This is a genomic window from Maritalea sp. YIW29, assembly GCF_057219265.1.
In genome coordinates, this window is record NZ_JBXVVF010000001.1 from 1,565,809 (window position 1) to 1,582,188 (window position 16,380).

Here is a 16,380-nt window from a genome sequence, read left to right on the forward strand (position 1 = left end):
CCTGTAAGATAATGGCGGGCGCATCAGCACCCGCCATCGCATGTTTTATTTGTAGACGTCGGCTTGAACTTCATCCAAACGCTCAAGGATCGCCATCATTTTTGATGGGTCAAGCATGAACTCTTGGAAGCCTTCCATACCGGCTTTTGCCATGGCAGCAGGTGCATCACGGTCATAGAACTGAGCAAGACCCGCAGCGGTAGACACGGTTGCGAAACCTTCTTGCAAGAACTTGTCGTCACCAACTGTTGCTTTTGAGTTGATTGGCAACTGACCGATGGTCGCATTCCACTTAGACTGAACGTCAGGACGTGCAACGAACGCTAGGAACTTGCGCGCATCTTCTTTGTTCTTGGCGTTAGTTGGAATGAAGAACGCATCTGCTGGCGCTTCTTCAGCACGTGGCAGACCTGGTGTAATTTCAGGGAACTGGAAGAAGTCGATTTGATCATTTGTCAAACCAGCATTCTTGTAACCGTCCACTGAGAAGTTACCCATGACGTACATACCCGCATCGCCGTTCGCAAATGGCGCAATCGCGTCCTGCCAGCTCATTGAAGCGTGGTTGTCAACAAATCCACATTCTTCGATCAATTGTTTCCAGTTCTCGAAGGTTTTTACAATTTTTGGATCTGTATATTTGATCTTACCAGCTGTAAGAGCGTTGTGAACGTCATAACCGTTGGTCCGAAGGTTGATGTAGTCAAACACGCCAGCGGCAGTCCAAAGGAACTTAGTACCGATGGTAAATGGCGTAACGTTGTTCTCCTTCATCACAGAACAAGCTGCAAGCAATTCGCTCCATGTTGTTGGCTCTTCAATTTTCAGAAGATCAAATAGGTCTTTACGGTAGTAAATGCCCCACTGATAATATGAATAAGGAACGCCCCATGTTTCGCCATCGCGAGACATAGTTGGCTTAATAGCAGCCAAATCTTCGTTGAAGCCCTGCTCTTCCCAAAGGTCGGTTACAGGTGTGAACAAGCCAGCATCCACGAATGGAGCCATGCGGTTGCCTGGGTACCATGACGTCACGTCTGGCGCGTCAGCTGTAAGGAAGTTACGAATTGCCGTTTTGTGCGCTTCGCGGTCGTTATTGTTTACAATGACATTGATGTCAGGGTTTTCAGCCTGAAACTGCGCTACCGCATCATCAAAGCCCTTTTTTGGACCTGGGTTCAAATCATCGAAGTTGATGACAAGATCCCCAGCAAAAGCTGTTGCCGACATCATTGTCGCCGCAAGCAATGCGGTTGCACCGCGTCCTAGTAGTCGTTTCATGAGTTTTTCCTCCCGATTGGTTCCAACATATGAAACTTGGTTTTAACTATTGAAATTATTGTTCGTTAATCCTATGGTTGTCAACAGGGTCGTTAGATAAAACTGCCAAAAAGCGACAATGGAGTGGACGAAGACCGAGATGACTAGTCAGACAAATAAAGACGGCACCGTCGGCAAAGCATTGGAAATATTGGACGACGTGGCGTCATTTGGTCGACCTGTGCGATTTAATGATTTACTCGCCAACAGCCGGCACCCTAAAGCCACGCTCTATAGGCTTATGCAGACGCTCACGAGCCAAGGCATGCTCGACTATAACCCGGACCATCAAACGTATGCGCCCGGTGTCCGGCTTGTTCGGCTGGCGCATTCTGCTTGGCAACAATCATCTTTGGCACCCATTGCAAAACCGTCGATCGACAGGCTGTCAACAGAACTAGGTCAAACGATCCATTTAGCTCAGCTTGACAATGGACAAGCCCTTTATGTGGACAAACGCGACTCGACCCGCCCAATCGAAATGTTTAGCCAAGCAGGCAAAGTCGGTCCCGGCTATTGCACGGGTGTAGGGAAAGCGATGCTTGCCTTCCTAGATAAAAACGAACAAGAAAAAGCGCTCGCACAGCAGGCCTTCTACGCCTTCACAGACAAAACCCTTACCAACACAGATCAATTAAAGACCGAACTGGCCGAAATAAAGAAGTCCGGTATTTCGTTTGACCGCGAAGAGCATGAACCAAGCATTATTTGCATTGCTGTTCCAATTCTTGCCCCGTCAGGCAGAGTTCTTGGCGGTATGTCCGTCACCAGCACAACAAATCGAACAACACTTGAGAAACTTCAAGAATATGCGCCGCAGATGAAAAAAACGGCGAAAGAAATCGCAACTGCATCTGAAAATTGGCAGTTCCCAAACCACTAATTAGTCACGCCCGAGGGGGGAATGAAATGTCCGGTGTAAAGATATCGAATGCAATAAAGAAGTATGAGAGCGTACAGGTTATTCATGGCGTCGATCTAGATGTTGAAGATGGCGAATTCTGCGTGTTCGTTGGTCCATCGGGCTGCGGAAAATCCACGTTGTTGCGGATGATTGCTGGATTGGAAGAAACAACGGGCGGCACCATTCAAATTGGTGACCGTGATGTAACAAATGCCGATCCTGCCGAACGTGGCATAGCAATGGTGTTTCAAACCTACGCGCTTTATCCCCACATGACCGTCGAGCAAAATATGGGCTTTGGTCTCAAAATGAATGGCGTTGAGAAAGACGTCATCAAGCAAAAGGTAGGGGATGCGTCTCAAATTCTCAAACTTGACGACTATCTAGACCGTAAGCCGAAAGCCCTTTCTGGCGGTCAACGCCAACGGGTCGCTATTGGCCGTGCCATTGTGCGTGGGCCTGAAGTGTTTCTGTTTGACGAACCCCTCTCAAACCTTGATGCCGAGTTGCGCGTTGAAATGCGGGTTGAACTTGCGCGGTTACACAAAGAAATTGGCGCGACCATGATTTATGTGACCCACGATCAGGTCGAGGCGATGACGCTCGCCGACAAAATCGTTGTGTTGCGCGCCGGTATCGTCGAGCAAGTCGGTTCCCCCATGCAACTCTATAAGGATCCGGACAATAAGTTCGTCGCCGGTTTCATTGGTTCGCCCGGCATGAATTTTTTAAACGCTACGGCCGTGAACAACACGGCGAAAATTGCTGCGTTCGCCAACCGAGAAGTTAGCACCGAAGCGAAGTTACCAACCGCTGGTTCCGCTGTTTCAGTGGGCGTTCGCCCTCAACATTTGATCGTCGACACCAATGGTGACGAACTAACTGTGAATTTGATCGAACATTTGGGCGGCGTCACTTACATTTATTTGGATGCAACCACCGGCGAGCGCATCATAGTAGAATCAAACGCGGATGAAGCTGTACCAGCAATTGGCGATAAGGTTTCGGTGACATTTGAAACAGAGCATATGATGTTGTTTGACGCTGAAACTGAAAAACGAATTCGCTAGGATTGACTGAGCAATCGATCCAGCGCTTGTAAAAAGTTGGATCGATCTGCTTTGGTGAAACCGGGATTATACCCTTTGATTTCACCACTTTCGCGCAGGTCTTGCTTAAGGCCCCGCATGGCAATCGCCATTCCAATATTTGCGTCCGTAAATGGCTTGCCGGTGGGGCCAAGCACGCGGGCCTTCTTATCCAAACACCTTTGGGCCAATGGAATATCCGATGTCACAGCGATGTCGTTTTCTTTGATATTTTCGGCAATCCAATCATCTGCGACATCTGCACCATGGGACACGATAATGTGCTGTACCATGGGGTCACGAGATGGCCTGAGACCGCCATTTGAGACAATGACGGTTTTAACATTGTGGCGTTCAGCCACTCGCAATATTTCAGATTTTACAGGGCATGCATCCCCATCAACATAGATCTCTACCATGGAGGTCTTTTAGCTAGGACAGCTCTTTTTGACTAGGCCACAAATGAACAAAACCAGGCGAAATCTTGCTTCCGCCTGGTTTAAAACTCTTGGGAGAGTTTGGGAGTTATTTAAGCAATGCGTGCGCCGCTGCCTGGTTCAAAAACTGAAGCTTTTGAAAGGTCAAACGCTAGCGATGATTTTTCACCAGCGGTTACTTCAGCATCTGCTCGAAGCCTCGCCGTCACCTGTTTGCCACCAAGATTTGTCACCACAAACGTGTCGGACCCAGCGGGCTCCACAACATCAATCTGGCAATCTGCAAGTTGGCCCGCTTGGGCAAGAATGCTTGCTGGATCAGTGATGTTTTCTGGTCGAAGTCCCAAGATAATGTCTTTAGACCCGCTACCATTAAGTCCGGATATATCGCGGTCAAAGTTGAGCACCAAGTCCTCACCGCTAGTCCGCTCAATGGCAATTTGCGCACCCTTTTCTGACGACACAGCTTTTGCCGGAATTAGGTTCATGGAAGGAGAACCCATGAAATCGGCAACAAACATGTTGGCAGGGCTATTGTAGATTTCGTTCGGCGTGCCAGCTTGCTGAATTACACCGTCCTTCATCACAACAATCTTAGTTGCCAATGTCATCGCTTCGATTTGATCGTGCGTAACATATACAATCGACGCGCCTAGTGTTTGGTGCAAGCGTTTGATCTCGGTACGCATTTCAACTCGAAGTTTTGCATCAAGGTTCGACAATGGCTCATCAAACAAGAACAAGAGCGGATCCCGAACCAATGCGCGACCCATCGCTACCCGTTGGCGTTGTCCGCCGGAAAGTTGAGAGGGCTTTCTGTCGAGCAAATGATCGATTTGAAGCAGTTTTGCAACTTCATCGAGCTTAGCTTGTTGCTCTGCCTCTGGCGTGCCCCTCACCTTCATGCCGAAAGTGATGTTTTTGCCTACAGTCATAGTCGGATAAAGCGCATAGGACTGGAAAACCATCGCGATATCGCGGTCCTTTGGCGCAACGCCGTTCATAGAACGTCCACCGATATTGATGGTACCGCCTGTTGATGCTTCCAATCCTGCAATACAGTTGAGCAAAGTGGATTTGCCGCAACCAGATGGGCCAACCAAAACCAGAAATTCGCCGGGTTCAATCGAAACACCAATGTCTTTTAGAATTTTTACATTGCCGTAGTTCTTATCGAGATTTTCGATAGACAAAATCGGTTGTGTGGTATCTGTCATTTGATTATCCCTTCACAGAACCGGCGGTTAAACCGCGGATAAAATACTTACCAGCAACGACATATACGATGAGCGTTGGCAGTGCGGCGATAATCGCGGCAGCCATATCGACATTGTATTCTTTGACGCCAGTTGTGGAGTTTACGATGTTGTTCAATGCAACAGTAATTGGCTGAGTACCCGCCTGGCTAAACGAAACGCCAAACAAGAAGTCATTCCAGATTTGAGTGAATTGCCAGATCACCGTCACCACAATAATTGGTGGCGAGATGGGCAAAAAGATCGAAAAGAAAATCCGGAAAAAACCAGCACCGTCGACTTTGGCAGCTTTCACCAGTTCTTGAGGAACAGTTACGTAGAAGTTGCGGAAGAACAGTGTGGTAAATCCAATTCCGTACACGACGTGCACCAAAACCAATCCGCCAATAGAACCCGCAAGTTTAAATTTTCCAAGCATGATTGCCATCGGCAATATGACCACTTGGAATGGAATGAAGCACCCAAATAGCATGACTGCAAACAGGATGTTTGAGCCTTTAAAGCGCCATTGTGCGAGCACATATCCATTCACTGCGCCAAGCAATGTCGAAAGAAACACGGCCGGAACTGACAGCAGAACGGAGTTCCAGAAGAACGGACGTAGTCCTTCACATTGAATACCAGTACACGCGCTAGACCAAGCTGTTGCCCATGAGGAAAAATCAACTTCTCGCGGCAAAGAAAGCAACGAGCCTGAGCGAATTTCATCAAGGCTTTTAAGCGATGTGGTCAACATGACGAAAAGCGGCATCAAATAGTATAGTGCGAACACCAACAGAAGGGCGTAAAGGCCAAACCGCAGAGCAATTCGTTTTGCCAAGCGCGAGCGCGCGGCGTTTTTCTCTAGCTGAGCATTATTCATGGAAATATCAGTCATGACGCGGCCTCAGTTCGGAGTAAAGATAAGGGACGATGATCGCAGTTACGATAACCATCATGACGGTTGCAGAAGAAGCAGCTTGGCCGATATCGCCGCGAGAGAACGCCATTGCGTACATAAATGTCGCGGGCATGTCCGTAGCGTAGCCAGGGCCGCCGCCCGTCAAAGCGATAACAAGATCGAAGCTCTTGATCGCAAGGTGCGACAACACGATGAACGCGGATAAGAAGATCGGTGCCATCGATGGAATGATGATGCTCATATAGATGCGCGGTGTTGAAACCCCGTCGACCATGGCCGCCCGGATCACCTCATTATCGACTGAGCGCAGACCTGCTAAAAACAGAGCCATCACAAATCCAGATGATTGCCAAACGCCAGCAATTACGACGGTGTAAATCGCTAAATTTGGATCGACTAACCAATTAAAAGCAAAGTCGGTCCAGCCCAAATCATGCATCACAGATTCAATGCCCAAGCCGGGATTGAGTATCCATTTCCAAGCCGTACCAGTAACAATAAAGCTAAGCGCCATCGGATAGAGATAGATCGTTCTTAGCGGGCCTTCGGTGCGAATTTTTTGATCCAAAAGGATGGCCAATGCCAACCCGATCAAAGTCGCAAATAGAATAAATAGAATGCCGAATATTGCTAGATTAGTGAGAGCGACTTCAAAACGTGGTGAGTCAGCAAGTCGTTCATATTGAATGGTGCCCTTAAGGTCATATTTTGGCAAAAGTTTTGATCGGGTGAAGGACACATAAGCTGTCCATCCGATAAACCCATACACAAAAACAAGTATAGCAATGAAGCTTGGCGCCAACACCATCTTGGGCGCGTGTTTTTCAAGCCAATCGGTCATTTGATTGCTCCAATAACTCACCCACACGAATAGAATTTTCCGTGTGGGTGAAAAGTTTCAGTGAACGATTATAGTGAGTTTGCCACTGCTTGAGCCAATGCAGCAACAGCGTCTTCTGAACTCATGTCTGAGTTGAAGTGAGCTGTAATCACGTCTGTGATCGCACCTGCTTGCGCACCGCGCAATGCCATGCCATGGGCATAACTTGGCAACAAGAAACCTTGGTCAATTGCTGTGTTCAAGTCTGCATTTGACTGACGACCACAGAATTCAAATTCATCCATAGGAACATCAAGACGTGCAGGAACTGAACCTTTGTTCAAGTTAAACACTTTTTGGAAATTGCCGCCCATAACCAATTTGGCAAGCAATTGCTGGCCGGCAAGGTTATCTTCGCCCTCAACGTTGAAGAATGCAAAGCTGTCGACGTTGTAAAGGTACGCACCAGCGGATGGTGATGTACATGTGAAGTCTTTACCTGGCACTTTGCCGGCATTGATAAATTCGCCTTTGGCCCAGTCACCCATGATTTGGAAGGCCGCCTCACCATTGATCACCATTGCGGTTGCAAGGTTCCAATCGCGTCCAGAGAAGTTGTCATCAACGTAACCGCGCATTGTGCGCATTTGATCGAAAACAGCTTTCATTTGATCGGACTTCAATGTTTCCATGTCGAGTTCGATGAATGCCTTACGGTAGAATTCTGGACCACCAAGACCAACAGCTACTGCTTCAAATACGGTTGCATCCTGCCAAGCTTGACCACCGTGTGCCAATGGAATGATGCCCATGCCTTGTAGTTTTTCGGCAGCCGCATTGAATTCAGCCCAAGTCGTTGGCGCATCGATTCCTGCGTCAGCTAGAACCTTTGAGTTGCCCCAAATCCAGTCGATCCGGTGTACATTAACTGGAGCCGCACAATAAGCACCGTCACATTTCATGTGATCCGCAATTGCTGCAGGCAACAATGCATCCCAGTTTTCCGCTTTGGCAACTTCGTCGATATTGCCGATTGCGCCTTCTTCATACCATTCTTGAATTGAAGGGCCTTTTAGCTGAACAGCTGATGGTGCGTTGCCTGACAATACACGAGCGCGCAATGCAGTCATCGCAGCATCACCGCCGCCGCCAGCAACTGGCATATCGGTCCAAGTACCGCCGTTTGAAGCGAACTCGTCCTTCAACACTTTAACTGCTGCAGCTTCGCCGCCAGATGTCCACCAATGCAGCACTTCTGCTTGTGGGTCAGCTTTTGCAGCCGATGCTGTAAGGCTAAGCGCCAAAACACTGGTTAAAAGAACTGATTTTTTCATTACATTCCCCTCCCGAGAAAATTTGATTGTACCCCGCCGACTCTTGTCTGCGAAGTTAGAAGTAAAAGAAATCTTGGCGGACGGTAGTTCAATATGAAATCGCGTGCGAATACGTACTTCGGCCTTGTTTTTCGGGAGAAATGTTACGCTCTGTTACATTGGGCCTTGGCTTGTTACAGTTTGTTACTCAATATCCACAAAATGAATTCAAGTAGGAGTGCACATGGCCATTAGACGCATTTTGGTCATCGACGACGATCCCGACGTTTGCGCCATGCTCAAACAATATTTGACCCGCGAAGGTTATGCAGTCGAATCTGCGCACACCACACAAGCGGCTATGAATATTGTTGCCCAGCGCCGCGTTGATTTGATTTTTCTAGACGTAATGCTTGGCGAAGAATCTGGGTTTGACGTTTGTAAACAACTTAGAAAAGACAATGACGTTCCCATAATCTTTCTTTCGGCTTTGTCTGCAGACCATCACCGATTAACTGGTTATCAAATGGGGGGTGACGACTATATCGCCAAGCCATTTAACCCGAGCTTGTTGCTGGCGCGCGTGCGTGCCGTCGTTCGCCGAACACGCCGCGCCTCATCTCTATCCCATCGGCGAGACACGCAAACATACAGTTTTGATCGCTGGGTATTTCGCGGCGACCGAGAAGTGCTGATTGGGATCGATAATGTAGAAGTTATGCTTTCAAAACGAGAAACTGCACTGCTCAAAGTACTGTTGGCGAACTCGCAAATTCCGCTCGCGAGGGAGGAGATTGCAAGTGTTTTGGAAGACAAGGACACTGAAGAAAAGCCATTAAATGCCCAACAAAGTCGAGCAATTGACGTGCTGGTGGGACGCTTAAGGCAAAAAATTGAAGTAAATGCCAAATCGCCCAAATTGATCCGAACAATGCGTGGCATGGGTTACCAACTTTGTGCGAACGTGACCGTCGAATGAGCAACACAAATCGCTCAAATCCATCCAAGTTTCGTTGGGCAACTTCCGCCACAACAATTTCGGTCGTCATGTTGCTCTTCGCATTCTGCAATGGCCTATTTGCCGCTGTAATGTGGGAGCGATCAAACAGCTCGTGGCAGTCGCATTTAGATAAAGCCTTCAACGCTGGTGTTTCACTTTTCGGCTTAATCTCTGAGATCAACAGCCAGCCAAGTCTTGATATCCGCTCTGATATTTTTAGGGTTGCACTGGTTCGTCCGCAAAATCGCGTCGACCAAGGCGTGACAAAACTAATATTTGATGTGCCCAATTCTTCAATTTATGAAACCAGCCTGACTTTTCGTCGGCAATCTGCCTCCATAACGTCTAGTGGAGATAGCATGGCTGTTCGAGTTTTTTCTCCGCAATTCAAATATTCGGTTTCAAGCATTCAAGCCACAAACAACGGCCTGGCGTTTCAGTTTGGCGAACTTTCAAGAAGTATTGCCCGTCTATGTTCGGACGCGACGGTGTTTGTAGAGGTGGGTCCAACTGATTGGTTGAAAGTTCAAGCGCCCTCGATTTGGGAGTGTGAGTCGCACCCAGCAGATTTACGGTTGCTGGCATTGTTGCTGGCTGCTGTTGCTCTTGGTATATTCTTCAGTGTCGCCAATGGATTTTCACAGATGCTTGAGCGCTTGGCGAATGATATACGCACCGCGGCCAATAGCGGTATCATCGATGAAATTCCAGAACATGGCACAAGCGAGATTAAGCACCTAACGGCGGCAGTGAATGCGTTTTTTGCGCGAGAGCGTCAACGACTTGAGCAGCGAGCGCTTCTTCTGTCCGGCATTTCACATGACTTGGGCACACCGGCAACACGGCTGAAATTGCGAACAGCTCTTATTGAGGACGAGGAACTCAAAACAAAGCTCGACCGCGATATTGACCAGATGACTGACATGATCGACGGTGTGCTAAGTTATACCCGCCACGAAATGGACCAAGAAGAACCGCGCAAAATCTCAATGCGTTCATTGGTTGAGGCGATTGTTGATGATTATCAGGACCTTGGGCAACCGGTAAGTCTGGAAGTGCCGGAGGCTGTTAATTTGGAAAGGTTAGGCAACCTCTTTAGTCAAACCAGCGAAAGCACCCGCATTCTTGTGCGAGACCATCAGCGGATTTTGTGCAAATGTCGGCCAAATGCAATTCGTCGTGCCATTACAAACCTGATCGAAAATGCGTTGAAATATGGCGAGGAAGCCAAGGTTTCGTTGTCGGCAACGGCCGAGCGGTTCGAGATTACGGTGACCGACCGCGGCTCTCACGCGTCCTTCAGCAGTCCAGAAAAACTGGTGGAGCCATTTATGCGCGGCGACAATGCAAAACTGGTAAAAGGCACTGGTCTAGGGCTAACAATCACAAATTCTGTCGTGAAAAACCATGGTGGCGAAATAGGTTTCGTCCAAACTCCAAATGGGCTTCAAGTGACTTTGTCGCTGCCCCGGTGGATGTAAATTTTGAGCGTTCATGCCAGTTAAGTCCCACTACAGCGGCAACATTCCTGCCAAATCGTCTGGCATAAAATTTTTATGTCTAAGACCAAGTTTTGATTTTGAATATATTCTAAATCGGACTCAATTCGCCGGCGCGCAATTGCATAATTGAGCGTTGGCCCGCGCAAGCCCCTGACCTGCGCCAGCCCGGTTATCCCGGGCAAAACATCGTGCCTTTTGTGATATTCGGGCGCAATTTCTTCAAATGGCTTGTCGACAACGCGCATGTTTGGAACATGGCATCGAGGCCCAACCAATGACATTTCGCCGATGAACACATTCCAAAGTTGAGGCAGCTCATCGATGTTTGTGCGACGAAGGAAACGGCCGACCGTCGTGACGCGGGGATCATTACGCCTAGCTTGCTTTTGGCCCAATCGATCCTGCTGTTCGTGATACATTGTGCGAAACTTGAAAATCGTAATTAGCTTGCCATTTCGGCCAATTCTGCGTTGTTGAAACAAAACAGGTCCTGCAGAATCTAGCTTAATTGCGATCGCTGTGAGAGCGAAGATTGGCAGCAATAACAGCCCGCTCGACGCACCAATGACATCCATACAACGCTTTGAAAATTGCCGGACGTTTCCGCCAAAACCACCCTTTGAGACGGCCGAAACCTGCTTGTAGCGGACAAGATGTTCACTGAGAAAATCAACGCTCATAAAAAAGCCAAATTGCAAAAAATAAAAGTTAATTATTCATTAACACTACCCGCAATTCTACTTATTGGCAAATTCATCTTCGCGGATTTCACCATCGGCAAATTGTCAATTTCACGACATCAGCCTGCATATTGTGTTTTGTAGTTTGCCGAGTATGATTTTGACGGCCGATCTGCGCCATTGAGTACAGGCAAAACCGACAAATGTTTGTACTGATCCAAAATCTGATGCGCTTTTTGAACCTCGGATTGATCTGCTTTTCCGGATTTCACCGCATAAATCGCTGCATCCGCATATTTGAGAAAATAATTCGTATCTACAACCGGCAATAATGGCGGTGTGTCGATAATCACAAAGTCATAGCGCATTGAAACGCTAACAAGTAGCTTTTCCAACCCTGGTCCCGACAAAAGATTATCCGTGTTCGGGCACGCCGCACCTTGGCCAACCAACACATCTAAGTTGGGATCAACACGATTGTGAAAAGCCGTTGTCAAGGAACTGACATCAGTTGGGGATATTAGAAAATTCGTCAGTCCTTGATTGCTTTTTAAACCCATCAAATTATGCAGCGATGGTTTGCGGAGATCTCCATCTATGAGCAATGTGTTTGCCCCCAGACTCGCAATAGTTTTCGCAAGCGCGGCGGATATTAGCGACTTCCCTTCGCCCTCAACACTGGACGTTACCAACACAATCTTGCCGACATAATCGTCGGGTTGCTGATGTTGTTTTTGCCACGACAAATTGGTTTCCAAACCCAACCTAAGACGGCGGATAGCTTCTGCAAACTCTGCCTCCTTCATCGCATGAATGAGCGAGGCAGCGTTGTGGTTTTGTCCCGTACTAATTTGAGGCAAAGATATTTTTGGGATCGCTGCGCTTATTTGTGTGCCCATTAATCCGCTCAGCTGATCTTCAGTGTTCACGCCGCCGAAAAATCGATCATGATAATAGGCAATCAAGATGATCAGGCCGAGCAGAATGATGGCTGCGGCCGACATGATTGAAGTAGAACTCGGAAAATCGGCAATTGTGGGACGTGTCGCGAGTGCGGCAATACGCAAGTTGGGCACTTGCGCCGCTATATGCCGATCCATGCTCGACGCGCGTTTAACCAAAGCCTCATAGTGCTTTCTTGCGGCATCGGTTTCTGTTTTCGCCTGATAAAATCTTGAGATGATCGAAGACGGCAAACTGACTTGGCTAAGCTGGTTGCGGACCTGAGCGACCGCCGCATCCTTTTGGTCGGCCAGCTCCCTCAGATAACGATTGGTTGTGGCGCGTTCTACTTCAAGCAAGCGTGAAAAACCTGCTTTGAGCATGTCGAGGTCAGACTGTATTTTTACGAGTCCTTCTTGATCTGCACCTAAGGCCGCGCGGGCCGACAGTTCTTCTCGCTGACGCGCTAACGCCTCCAAATCAACAATGCCCATCTCGCTAGCAAACTCACCCCAGTCAGATGAAATATCGAACCCGTCAATCCGTTTAACCCGAGAACCAGCCCATTGTTCTCGACCCTTCAAATCAGACAAAAATGAATTGAATTCTGCTAGTTTTGAATCACCCGTTTGCGCTGAGATCTCGGCGAGATTTTCAATGACAAAGTCACTCAACTTATGCTCTGAATACACCAAAATATCTTTGGCCTGATCAACTTGCTCTTCAAGTAGTGTCTGGGCCTGCAATACGGCTTGAACGCGTTGCTGCATGCGCCGTTCAATATGCAATTGCGCCATACGGTTGACGATTTCGGTTGCCGTTTTTGGGTCAGTTGACTTGGCCGTTAATTCGATGATGAATGTTCGGCCGCGACGCTTGACCAACACGGCATCCATTAGTCGCCGAACAACTGAATTGTCAGAATTGCCCTCATCCGACGCCGACCCAGAGAATGTGGCTCGATTTTCTTCAAACTCCGCGCGTTGCTCATCTGGCAAAGTACGAGCAACTTCCTCATAAATCGGCGTGGATTTCAACAACTCCACTTCGCTATCAATTATGCCGCTAACCAAGCCAAATGCCAAAGGTTCGGCCTCTGGATCAATCAATCGTTGTCCATCAATATCAACCAGCAGCTTCGCTTTTGCCGAATAAATCGGCGGAATGAAATTGACGACCAAGAACACGAGTGACATGGCCGAAATGTAGATAACAAGAATTGGTTTTGCCTTGCGTTTCAGCAAAGCTATTACCGCGCGGAGTTCGGCTGTTGGTTGGTTCACTAAGTCACCGGCAATTGAATAAAAAAACACAATAAAGTATGCAAATGAGTATAATCACCTATCCAAACTTTGGATAGGCCCAATTATATTTCAGCATTGCCGGCGAGGGCAATGTGGCGTTCAGGCCTTACTGATCTGACCCAAATATGTCTCTGGTGAAAACCTTATGTCGCACATCATCAAGGGTCTCGTCGATGCGGTTGCCGACAATCAAATCTACATCTGTTTTGAACTTTGCGAAGTCATTTTCCACGCGTGAATTGTAAAAATGCGTATCATCAAGGTTCGGTTCATAAACAATGATCTCAATGCCTTTTGCCTTGAGCCGCTTCATGATGCCTTGCACTGAACTATCCCTGAAATTATCCGCCCCCGCCTTCATGGTCAGTCGATAAATACCAACGACAGACGGGTTTTTCGCCAAAATCTGTTCGGCAATAAAATCTTTGCGCGTTACATTTGCTTCGACGATGGCTTTGATCATGTTTTGCGGGACATCCGCATAGTTAGCCATGAGCTGGCGCGTGTCTTTTGGCAGGCAATATCCGCCATAACCAAACGACGGATTGTTATAGTGCATACCAATCCTTGGGTCATGGCCAATGCCTTCGATAATGACTTTGCTATCAAGGCCGCGGGCCATGGCGTAGCTATCTAGCTCGTTCATGTAAGCGATGCGCATGGCGAGATACGTGTTGGCGAATAGTTTGATCGCTTCCGCCTCACGGGACGTCGAAAACACCATCGGAATGGGAGATTTGATGGCCCCATCGGCAAGCAGCTGTGCAAATGTTCTAGCGCGTTCAGACGTTTCGCCCACAACAATCCTAGAGGGATGTAAATTATCAAAAAGAGCTTTACCCTCGCGCAAAAATTCGGGCGAGAAAATGATATTCTTTGAGTTGAGTTTTAGAGATACTTTTTCAGTAAAGCCCACAGGCACCGTTGATTTTATCACCATAATAGCACTTGGATTGGCTTTGATCACGTCGCCGATAACTTGCTCAACAGATCGTGTATCAAATGTATTCGAAACCGGGTCGTAATTCGTAGGCGTGGAAATAATCACAAATTCCGTACAATCAAATGCCGTTTCCCGATCTTGCGTTGCGTGCAGATTTAGCCGCTTGTTCTGCAAGTAATCCTCGACTTCACGGTCATTGATCGGGCTAATTTTTGCGTTGATTTGTTCAATACGTTGTTCAGAAATATCAAGCGCAACAACTTCGTTATGCTGTGCCAATAGAATTGCATTTGCCAGCCCAACGTAACCCATTCCAACAACTGTTATTTTTTTACTCATTGTGAAATTACCGTTTCAGCTTTGCGTTGTTATGAACTTGCATTTGTCTAAGTGTTTTCCTACTGGGAGAACAATACACGCCCATGACAAATCCGCAATTTTGGCATGGGCAAAAGTGATAGCAAAGCATGTTCTAGAACAGAAAACTTATCCCCCTTCATCCGCCATGACCCATAATTTGTGCATTACACAACAACATTGGACCAGATATGCTTGACCGTTTTGAAAGCCTTAGTACCAGCACAAATGACCCGGCTTCGCGTGCATTCGCCGTCACGCCCAACGATGCTGACGATATCGCAGAGGTAAGCCGTGCCCTTTATGTCGGGATTGGCGGCGACCTTAGCGTTCAAATGGCAAATGGCGACGAGGTGAGTTTTGAGAATGTGCCAAGTGGCGCACTCTTGCCGGTTCGTGTCCGTAAAGTGAAAACAGCGACCACCGCCAGCTCAATTTTGGGCCTATCCTAATGATCGGTTTGGGACTGAACCCACAATCGGCTAGCCCGCCCCCCTATCTAGCGATAAGCCAGAAATGGGAACAACATCGCACTGCGCTGCATACTCATTTTGCAACATACCCAACAGGTGACGGGCCACATGTACGGGCCATTGCGAGCAACGCGCCAACAATCACGACCAGTAATGGTGACATGTTGGGTAGCTTTCCGGTATTTATCCAGTTCGACAACACGACGCTCGTCCATCAACATGTACGTATTGAGGGTGGTTCTCCTACCATTGCAGCGGGGTCATTTCAGCGGCCCGAGCAGGCGAGTTTGAACAGCTCGCAACGCGGAAAATCCAGCTCAAAGTTGTCGGTAAATGTGACTTCAAATGCCATTGCATTTTATGTTCTTGGGTCTAACGAGCCCTACCGTTTCATCATAGACGGGCACTATGTCGATTTGGTTGGCACATTACCCGCCAACTCTTCGGGCACTGGCTCCAACTATATCATGCTGGATTTCGGCAGCGTTGCGACACGCCATGTCTCAATTGAATTACAAAATGGCCAAGGTGTTCGGCGCATTCTAACAAACAGCGCCGGATCGTTTGGCACAAAACCCGAAGCTGCCGCAAAGCGAATGATTGTTGTCGGAGACAGCATCGTGGGTGCCCAAGGGGCATCCCATTTTGGGGATGGATTTGTGCCCGTTCTCGGGGATCTGCTGGGCATTGCAGATTGCTGGGCATCGGGCGTTGGTGGTTCCGGATATTTGAACACTCAAGGTGGATCACGATACAAGCTAAGCGAACGTTTGGGCGACATAAACAATCATGGACCATGGGATGTGATTATAGTCGCGATGGGGTTGAACGATATTGGCCTAGGAGATGCCCAAACCGAGGCACAAACATGTTTCGAGTTGATGCGAACCGCCAACCCGAACACGCTTATTGCGGTGACTGGCCCATGGGATGGTGCAGCGCCGGCATCGGTTTCAGTTGATTATGCGACAACAAAATCTGCCATCATCGCGGCAATTGATGCACGACCGGGATTTAGGTTTTTCGACCCACAAGGTCTGAACTATGCCAAGGATGACAGCGTGCACCCAAACACTGCGGGTCATCGTACACTCGCCGAGTGGTTGAACGGCGAAATACGACAATGGGTTCAATAGGGTT

At 48.1% G+C, this 16,380-nt stretch carries 15 protein-coding genes; 6 read left to right on the forward strand and 9 right to left on the reverse strand.

The window, feature by feature from the left end:
* Positions 1-45: 45 nt before the first annotated feature.
* Positions 46-1,281, reverse strand: coding sequence for an ABC transporter substrate-binding protein (locus AC2D8L_RS07610; protein WP_484684839.1), 1,236 nt, complete (start codon positions 1,279-1,281; stop codon positions 46-48).
* Positions 1,282-1,420: 139 nt separating this feature from the next.
* Here AC2D8L_RS07610 and AC2D8L_RS07615 point away from each other — a divergent pair, with 139 nt between their 5' ends.
* Positions 1,421-2,203, forward strand: a complete 783-nt coding sequence (locus AC2D8L_RS07615) for an IclR family transcriptional regulator (RefSeq protein WP_484684840.1) — start codon at positions 1,421-1,423, stop codon at positions 2,201-2,203.
* Between the two features lie 26 nt (positions 2,204-2,229).
* Positions 2,230-3,294, forward strand: a complete 1,065-nt coding sequence (locus AC2D8L_RS07620; protein ID WP_484684841.1) for an ABC transporter ATP-binding protein — start codon at positions 2,230-2,232, stop codon at positions 3,292-3,294.
* Here AC2D8L_RS07620 and AC2D8L_RS07625 read toward each other — a convergent pair.
* From AC2D8L_RS07625 to AC2D8L_RS07645, 5 genes are all read right to left on the reverse strand, one after another.
* Positions 3,291-3,731 carry a YaiI/YqxD family protein gene (locus tag AC2D8L_RS07625; RefSeq protein ID WP_484684842.1) on the reverse strand — a complete coding sequence of 147 codons (441 nt, stop codon included), beginning with the start codon at positions 3,729-3,731 and terminating at the stop codon, positions 3,291-3,293. The genes AC2D8L_RS07620 and AC2D8L_RS07625 overlap by 4 nt on opposite strands.
* 110 nt (positions 3,732-3,841) lie before the next feature.
* Positions 3,842-4,966, reverse strand: coding sequence for an ABC transporter ATP-binding protein (locus AC2D8L_RS07630; protein ID WP_484684843.1), 1,125 nt, complete (start codon positions 4,964-4,966; stop codon positions 3,842-3,844).
* 4 nt (positions 4,967-4,970) lie between these two features.
* Positions 4,971-5,867 (reverse strand): carbohydrate ABC transporter permease, encoded by an 897-nt coding sequence (locus AC2D8L_RS07635; protein WP_484685163.1) that lies wholly within the window; start codon positions 5,865-5,867, stop codon positions 4,971-4,973.
* A 7-nt stretch (positions 5,868-5,874) separates the two neighbouring features.
* Positions 5,875-6,747 (reverse strand): carbohydrate ABC transporter permease, encoded by an 873-nt coding sequence (locus tag AC2D8L_RS07640; RefSeq protein ID WP_484684844.1) that lies wholly within the window; start codon positions 6,745-6,747, stop codon positions 5,875-5,877.
* Positions 6,748-6,815: 68 nt separating this feature from the next.
* Positions 6,816-8,060, reverse strand: a complete 1,245-nt coding sequence (locus AC2D8L_RS07645) for an ABC transporter substrate-binding protein (protein WP_484684845.1) — start codon at positions 8,058-8,060, stop codon at positions 6,816-6,818.
* A 223-nt stretch (positions 8,061-8,283) separates the two neighbouring features.
* Here AC2D8L_RS07645 and AC2D8L_RS07650 point away from each other — a divergent pair, with 223 nt between their 5' ends.
* Together AC2D8L_RS07650 and AC2D8L_RS07655 are read left to right on the forward strand one after the other, a co-directional pair.
* Positions 8,284-9,018 carry a response regulator transcription factor gene (locus tag AC2D8L_RS07650; protein ID WP_484684846.1) on the forward strand — a complete coding sequence of 245 codons (735 nt, stop codon included), beginning with the start codon at positions 8,284-8,286 and terminating at the stop codon, positions 9,016-9,018.
* Positions 9,015-10,520 carry an ATP-binding protein gene (locus tag AC2D8L_RS07655; protein WP_484684847.1) on the forward strand — a complete coding sequence of 502 codons (1,506 nt, stop codon included), beginning with the start codon at positions 9,015-9,017 and terminating at the stop codon, positions 10,518-10,520. Before AC2D8L_RS07650 ends, AC2D8L_RS07655 begins: the two co-directional genes overlap by 4 nt.
* Before the next feature lie 20 nt (positions 10,521-10,540).
* Here the strand turns inward: AC2D8L_RS07655 and AC2D8L_RS07660 are convergent, their stop codons facing one another.
* From AC2D8L_RS07660 to AC2D8L_RS07670, 3 genes are all read right to left on the reverse strand, one after another.
* A complete protein-coding gene (locus AC2D8L_RS07660) occupies positions 10,541-11,221 on the reverse strand; it encodes a sugar transferase (protein ID WP_484684848.1) in 681 nt (226 codons plus the stop codon).
* Between the two features lie 119 nt (positions 11,222-11,340).
* Positions 11,341-13,446 carry a polysaccharide biosynthesis tyrosine autokinase gene (locus tag AC2D8L_RS07665; protein ID WP_484684849.1) on the reverse strand — a complete coding sequence of 702 codons (2,106 nt, stop codon included), beginning with the start codon at positions 13,444-13,446 and terminating at the stop codon, positions 11,341-11,343.
* A 127-nt stretch (positions 13,447-13,573) separates the two neighbouring features.
* The gene (locus tag AC2D8L_RS07670) at positions 13,574-14,749 is read right to left on the reverse strand and encodes a nucleotide sugar dehydrogenase (protein WP_484684850.1); all 1,176 of its coding nucleotides are present in this window, start codon (positions 14,747-14,749) and stop codon (positions 13,574-13,576) included.
* 209 nt (positions 14,750-14,958) lie between these two features.
* Between AC2D8L_RS07670 and AC2D8L_RS07675 the strand changes: the two genes are divergently transcribed.
* Entirely contained in the window at positions 14,959-15,219 is a 261-nt protein-coding gene (locus tag AC2D8L_RS07675; protein ID WP_484684851.1) for a spike base protein, RCAP_Rcc01079 family, read from the forward strand.
* Positions 15,219-16,376 (forward strand): SGNH/GDSL hydrolase family protein, encoded by a 1,158-nt coding sequence (locus AC2D8L_RS07680; protein ID WP_484684852.1) that lies wholly within the window; start codon positions 15,219-15,221, stop codon positions 16,374-16,376. The genes AC2D8L_RS07675 and AC2D8L_RS07680 overlap by 1 nt, the downstream gene beginning before the upstream one ends.
* The last annotated feature ends 4 nt before the right edge of the window (positions 16,377-16,380 follow it).

What these genes read in the sequence shown, in the direction of transcription:
- AC2D8L_RS07650 (WP_484684846.1), top strand. Translation starts at nt 8,284, where the DNA reads ATGGCCATTAGACGCATTTTGGTCATCGACGACGATCCCGACGTTTGC.
- AC2D8L_RS07615 (WP_484684840.1), top strand. Translation starts at nt 1,421, where the DNA reads ATGACTAGTCAGACAAATAAAGACGGCACCGTCGGCAAAGCATTGGAA.
- AC2D8L_RS07670 (WP_484684850.1), bottom strand. Translation starts at nt 14,749, where the DNA reads ATGAGTAAAAAAATAACAGTTGTTGGAATGGGTTACGTTGGGCTGGCA.
- AC2D8L_RS07630 (WP_484684843.1), bottom strand. Translation starts at nt 4,966, where the DNA reads ATGACAGATACCACACAACCGATTTTGTCTATCGAAAATCTCGATAAG.
- AC2D8L_RS07660 (WP_484684848.1), bottom strand. Translation starts at nt 11,221, where the DNA reads ATGAGCGTTGATTTTCTCAGTGAACATCTTGTCCGCTACAAGCAGGTT.
- AC2D8L_RS07635 (WP_484685163.1), bottom strand. Translation starts at nt 5,867, where the DNA reads ATGAATAATGCTCAGCTAGAGAAAAACGCCGCGCGCTCGCGCTTGGCA.
- AC2D8L_RS07620 (WP_484684841.1), top strand. Translation starts at nt 2,230, where the DNA reads ATGTCCGGTGTAAAGATATCGAATGCAATAAAGAAGTATGAGAGCGTA.
- AC2D8L_RS07680 (WP_484684852.1), top strand. Translation starts at nt 15,219, where the DNA reads ATGATCGGTTTGGGACTGAACCCACAATCGGCTAGCCCGCCCCCCTAT.
- AC2D8L_RS07645 (WP_484684845.1), bottom strand. Translation starts at nt 8,060, where the DNA reads ATGAAAAAATCAGTTCTTTTAACCAGTGTTTTGGCGCTTAGCCTTACA.
- AC2D8L_RS07675 (WP_484684851.1), top strand. Translation starts at nt 14,959, where the DNA reads ATGCTTGACCGTTTTGAAAGCCTTAGTACCAGCACAAATGACCCGGCT.
- AC2D8L_RS07655 (WP_484684847.1), top strand. Translation starts at nt 9,015, where the DNA reads ATGAGCAACACAAATCGCTCAAATCCATCCAAGTTTCGTTGGGCAACT.
- AC2D8L_RS07640 (WP_484684844.1), bottom strand. Translation starts at nt 6,747, where the DNA reads ATGACCGATTGGCTTGAAAAACACGCGCCCAAGATGGTGTTGGCGCCA.
- AC2D8L_RS07610 (WP_484684839.1), bottom strand. Translation starts at nt 1,281, where the DNA reads ATGAAACGACTACTAGGACGCGGTGCAACCGCATTGCTTGCGGCGACA.
- AC2D8L_RS07625 (WP_484684842.1), bottom strand. Translation starts at nt 3,731, where the DNA reads ATGGTAGAGATCTATGTTGATGGGGATGCATGCCCTGTAAAATCTGAA.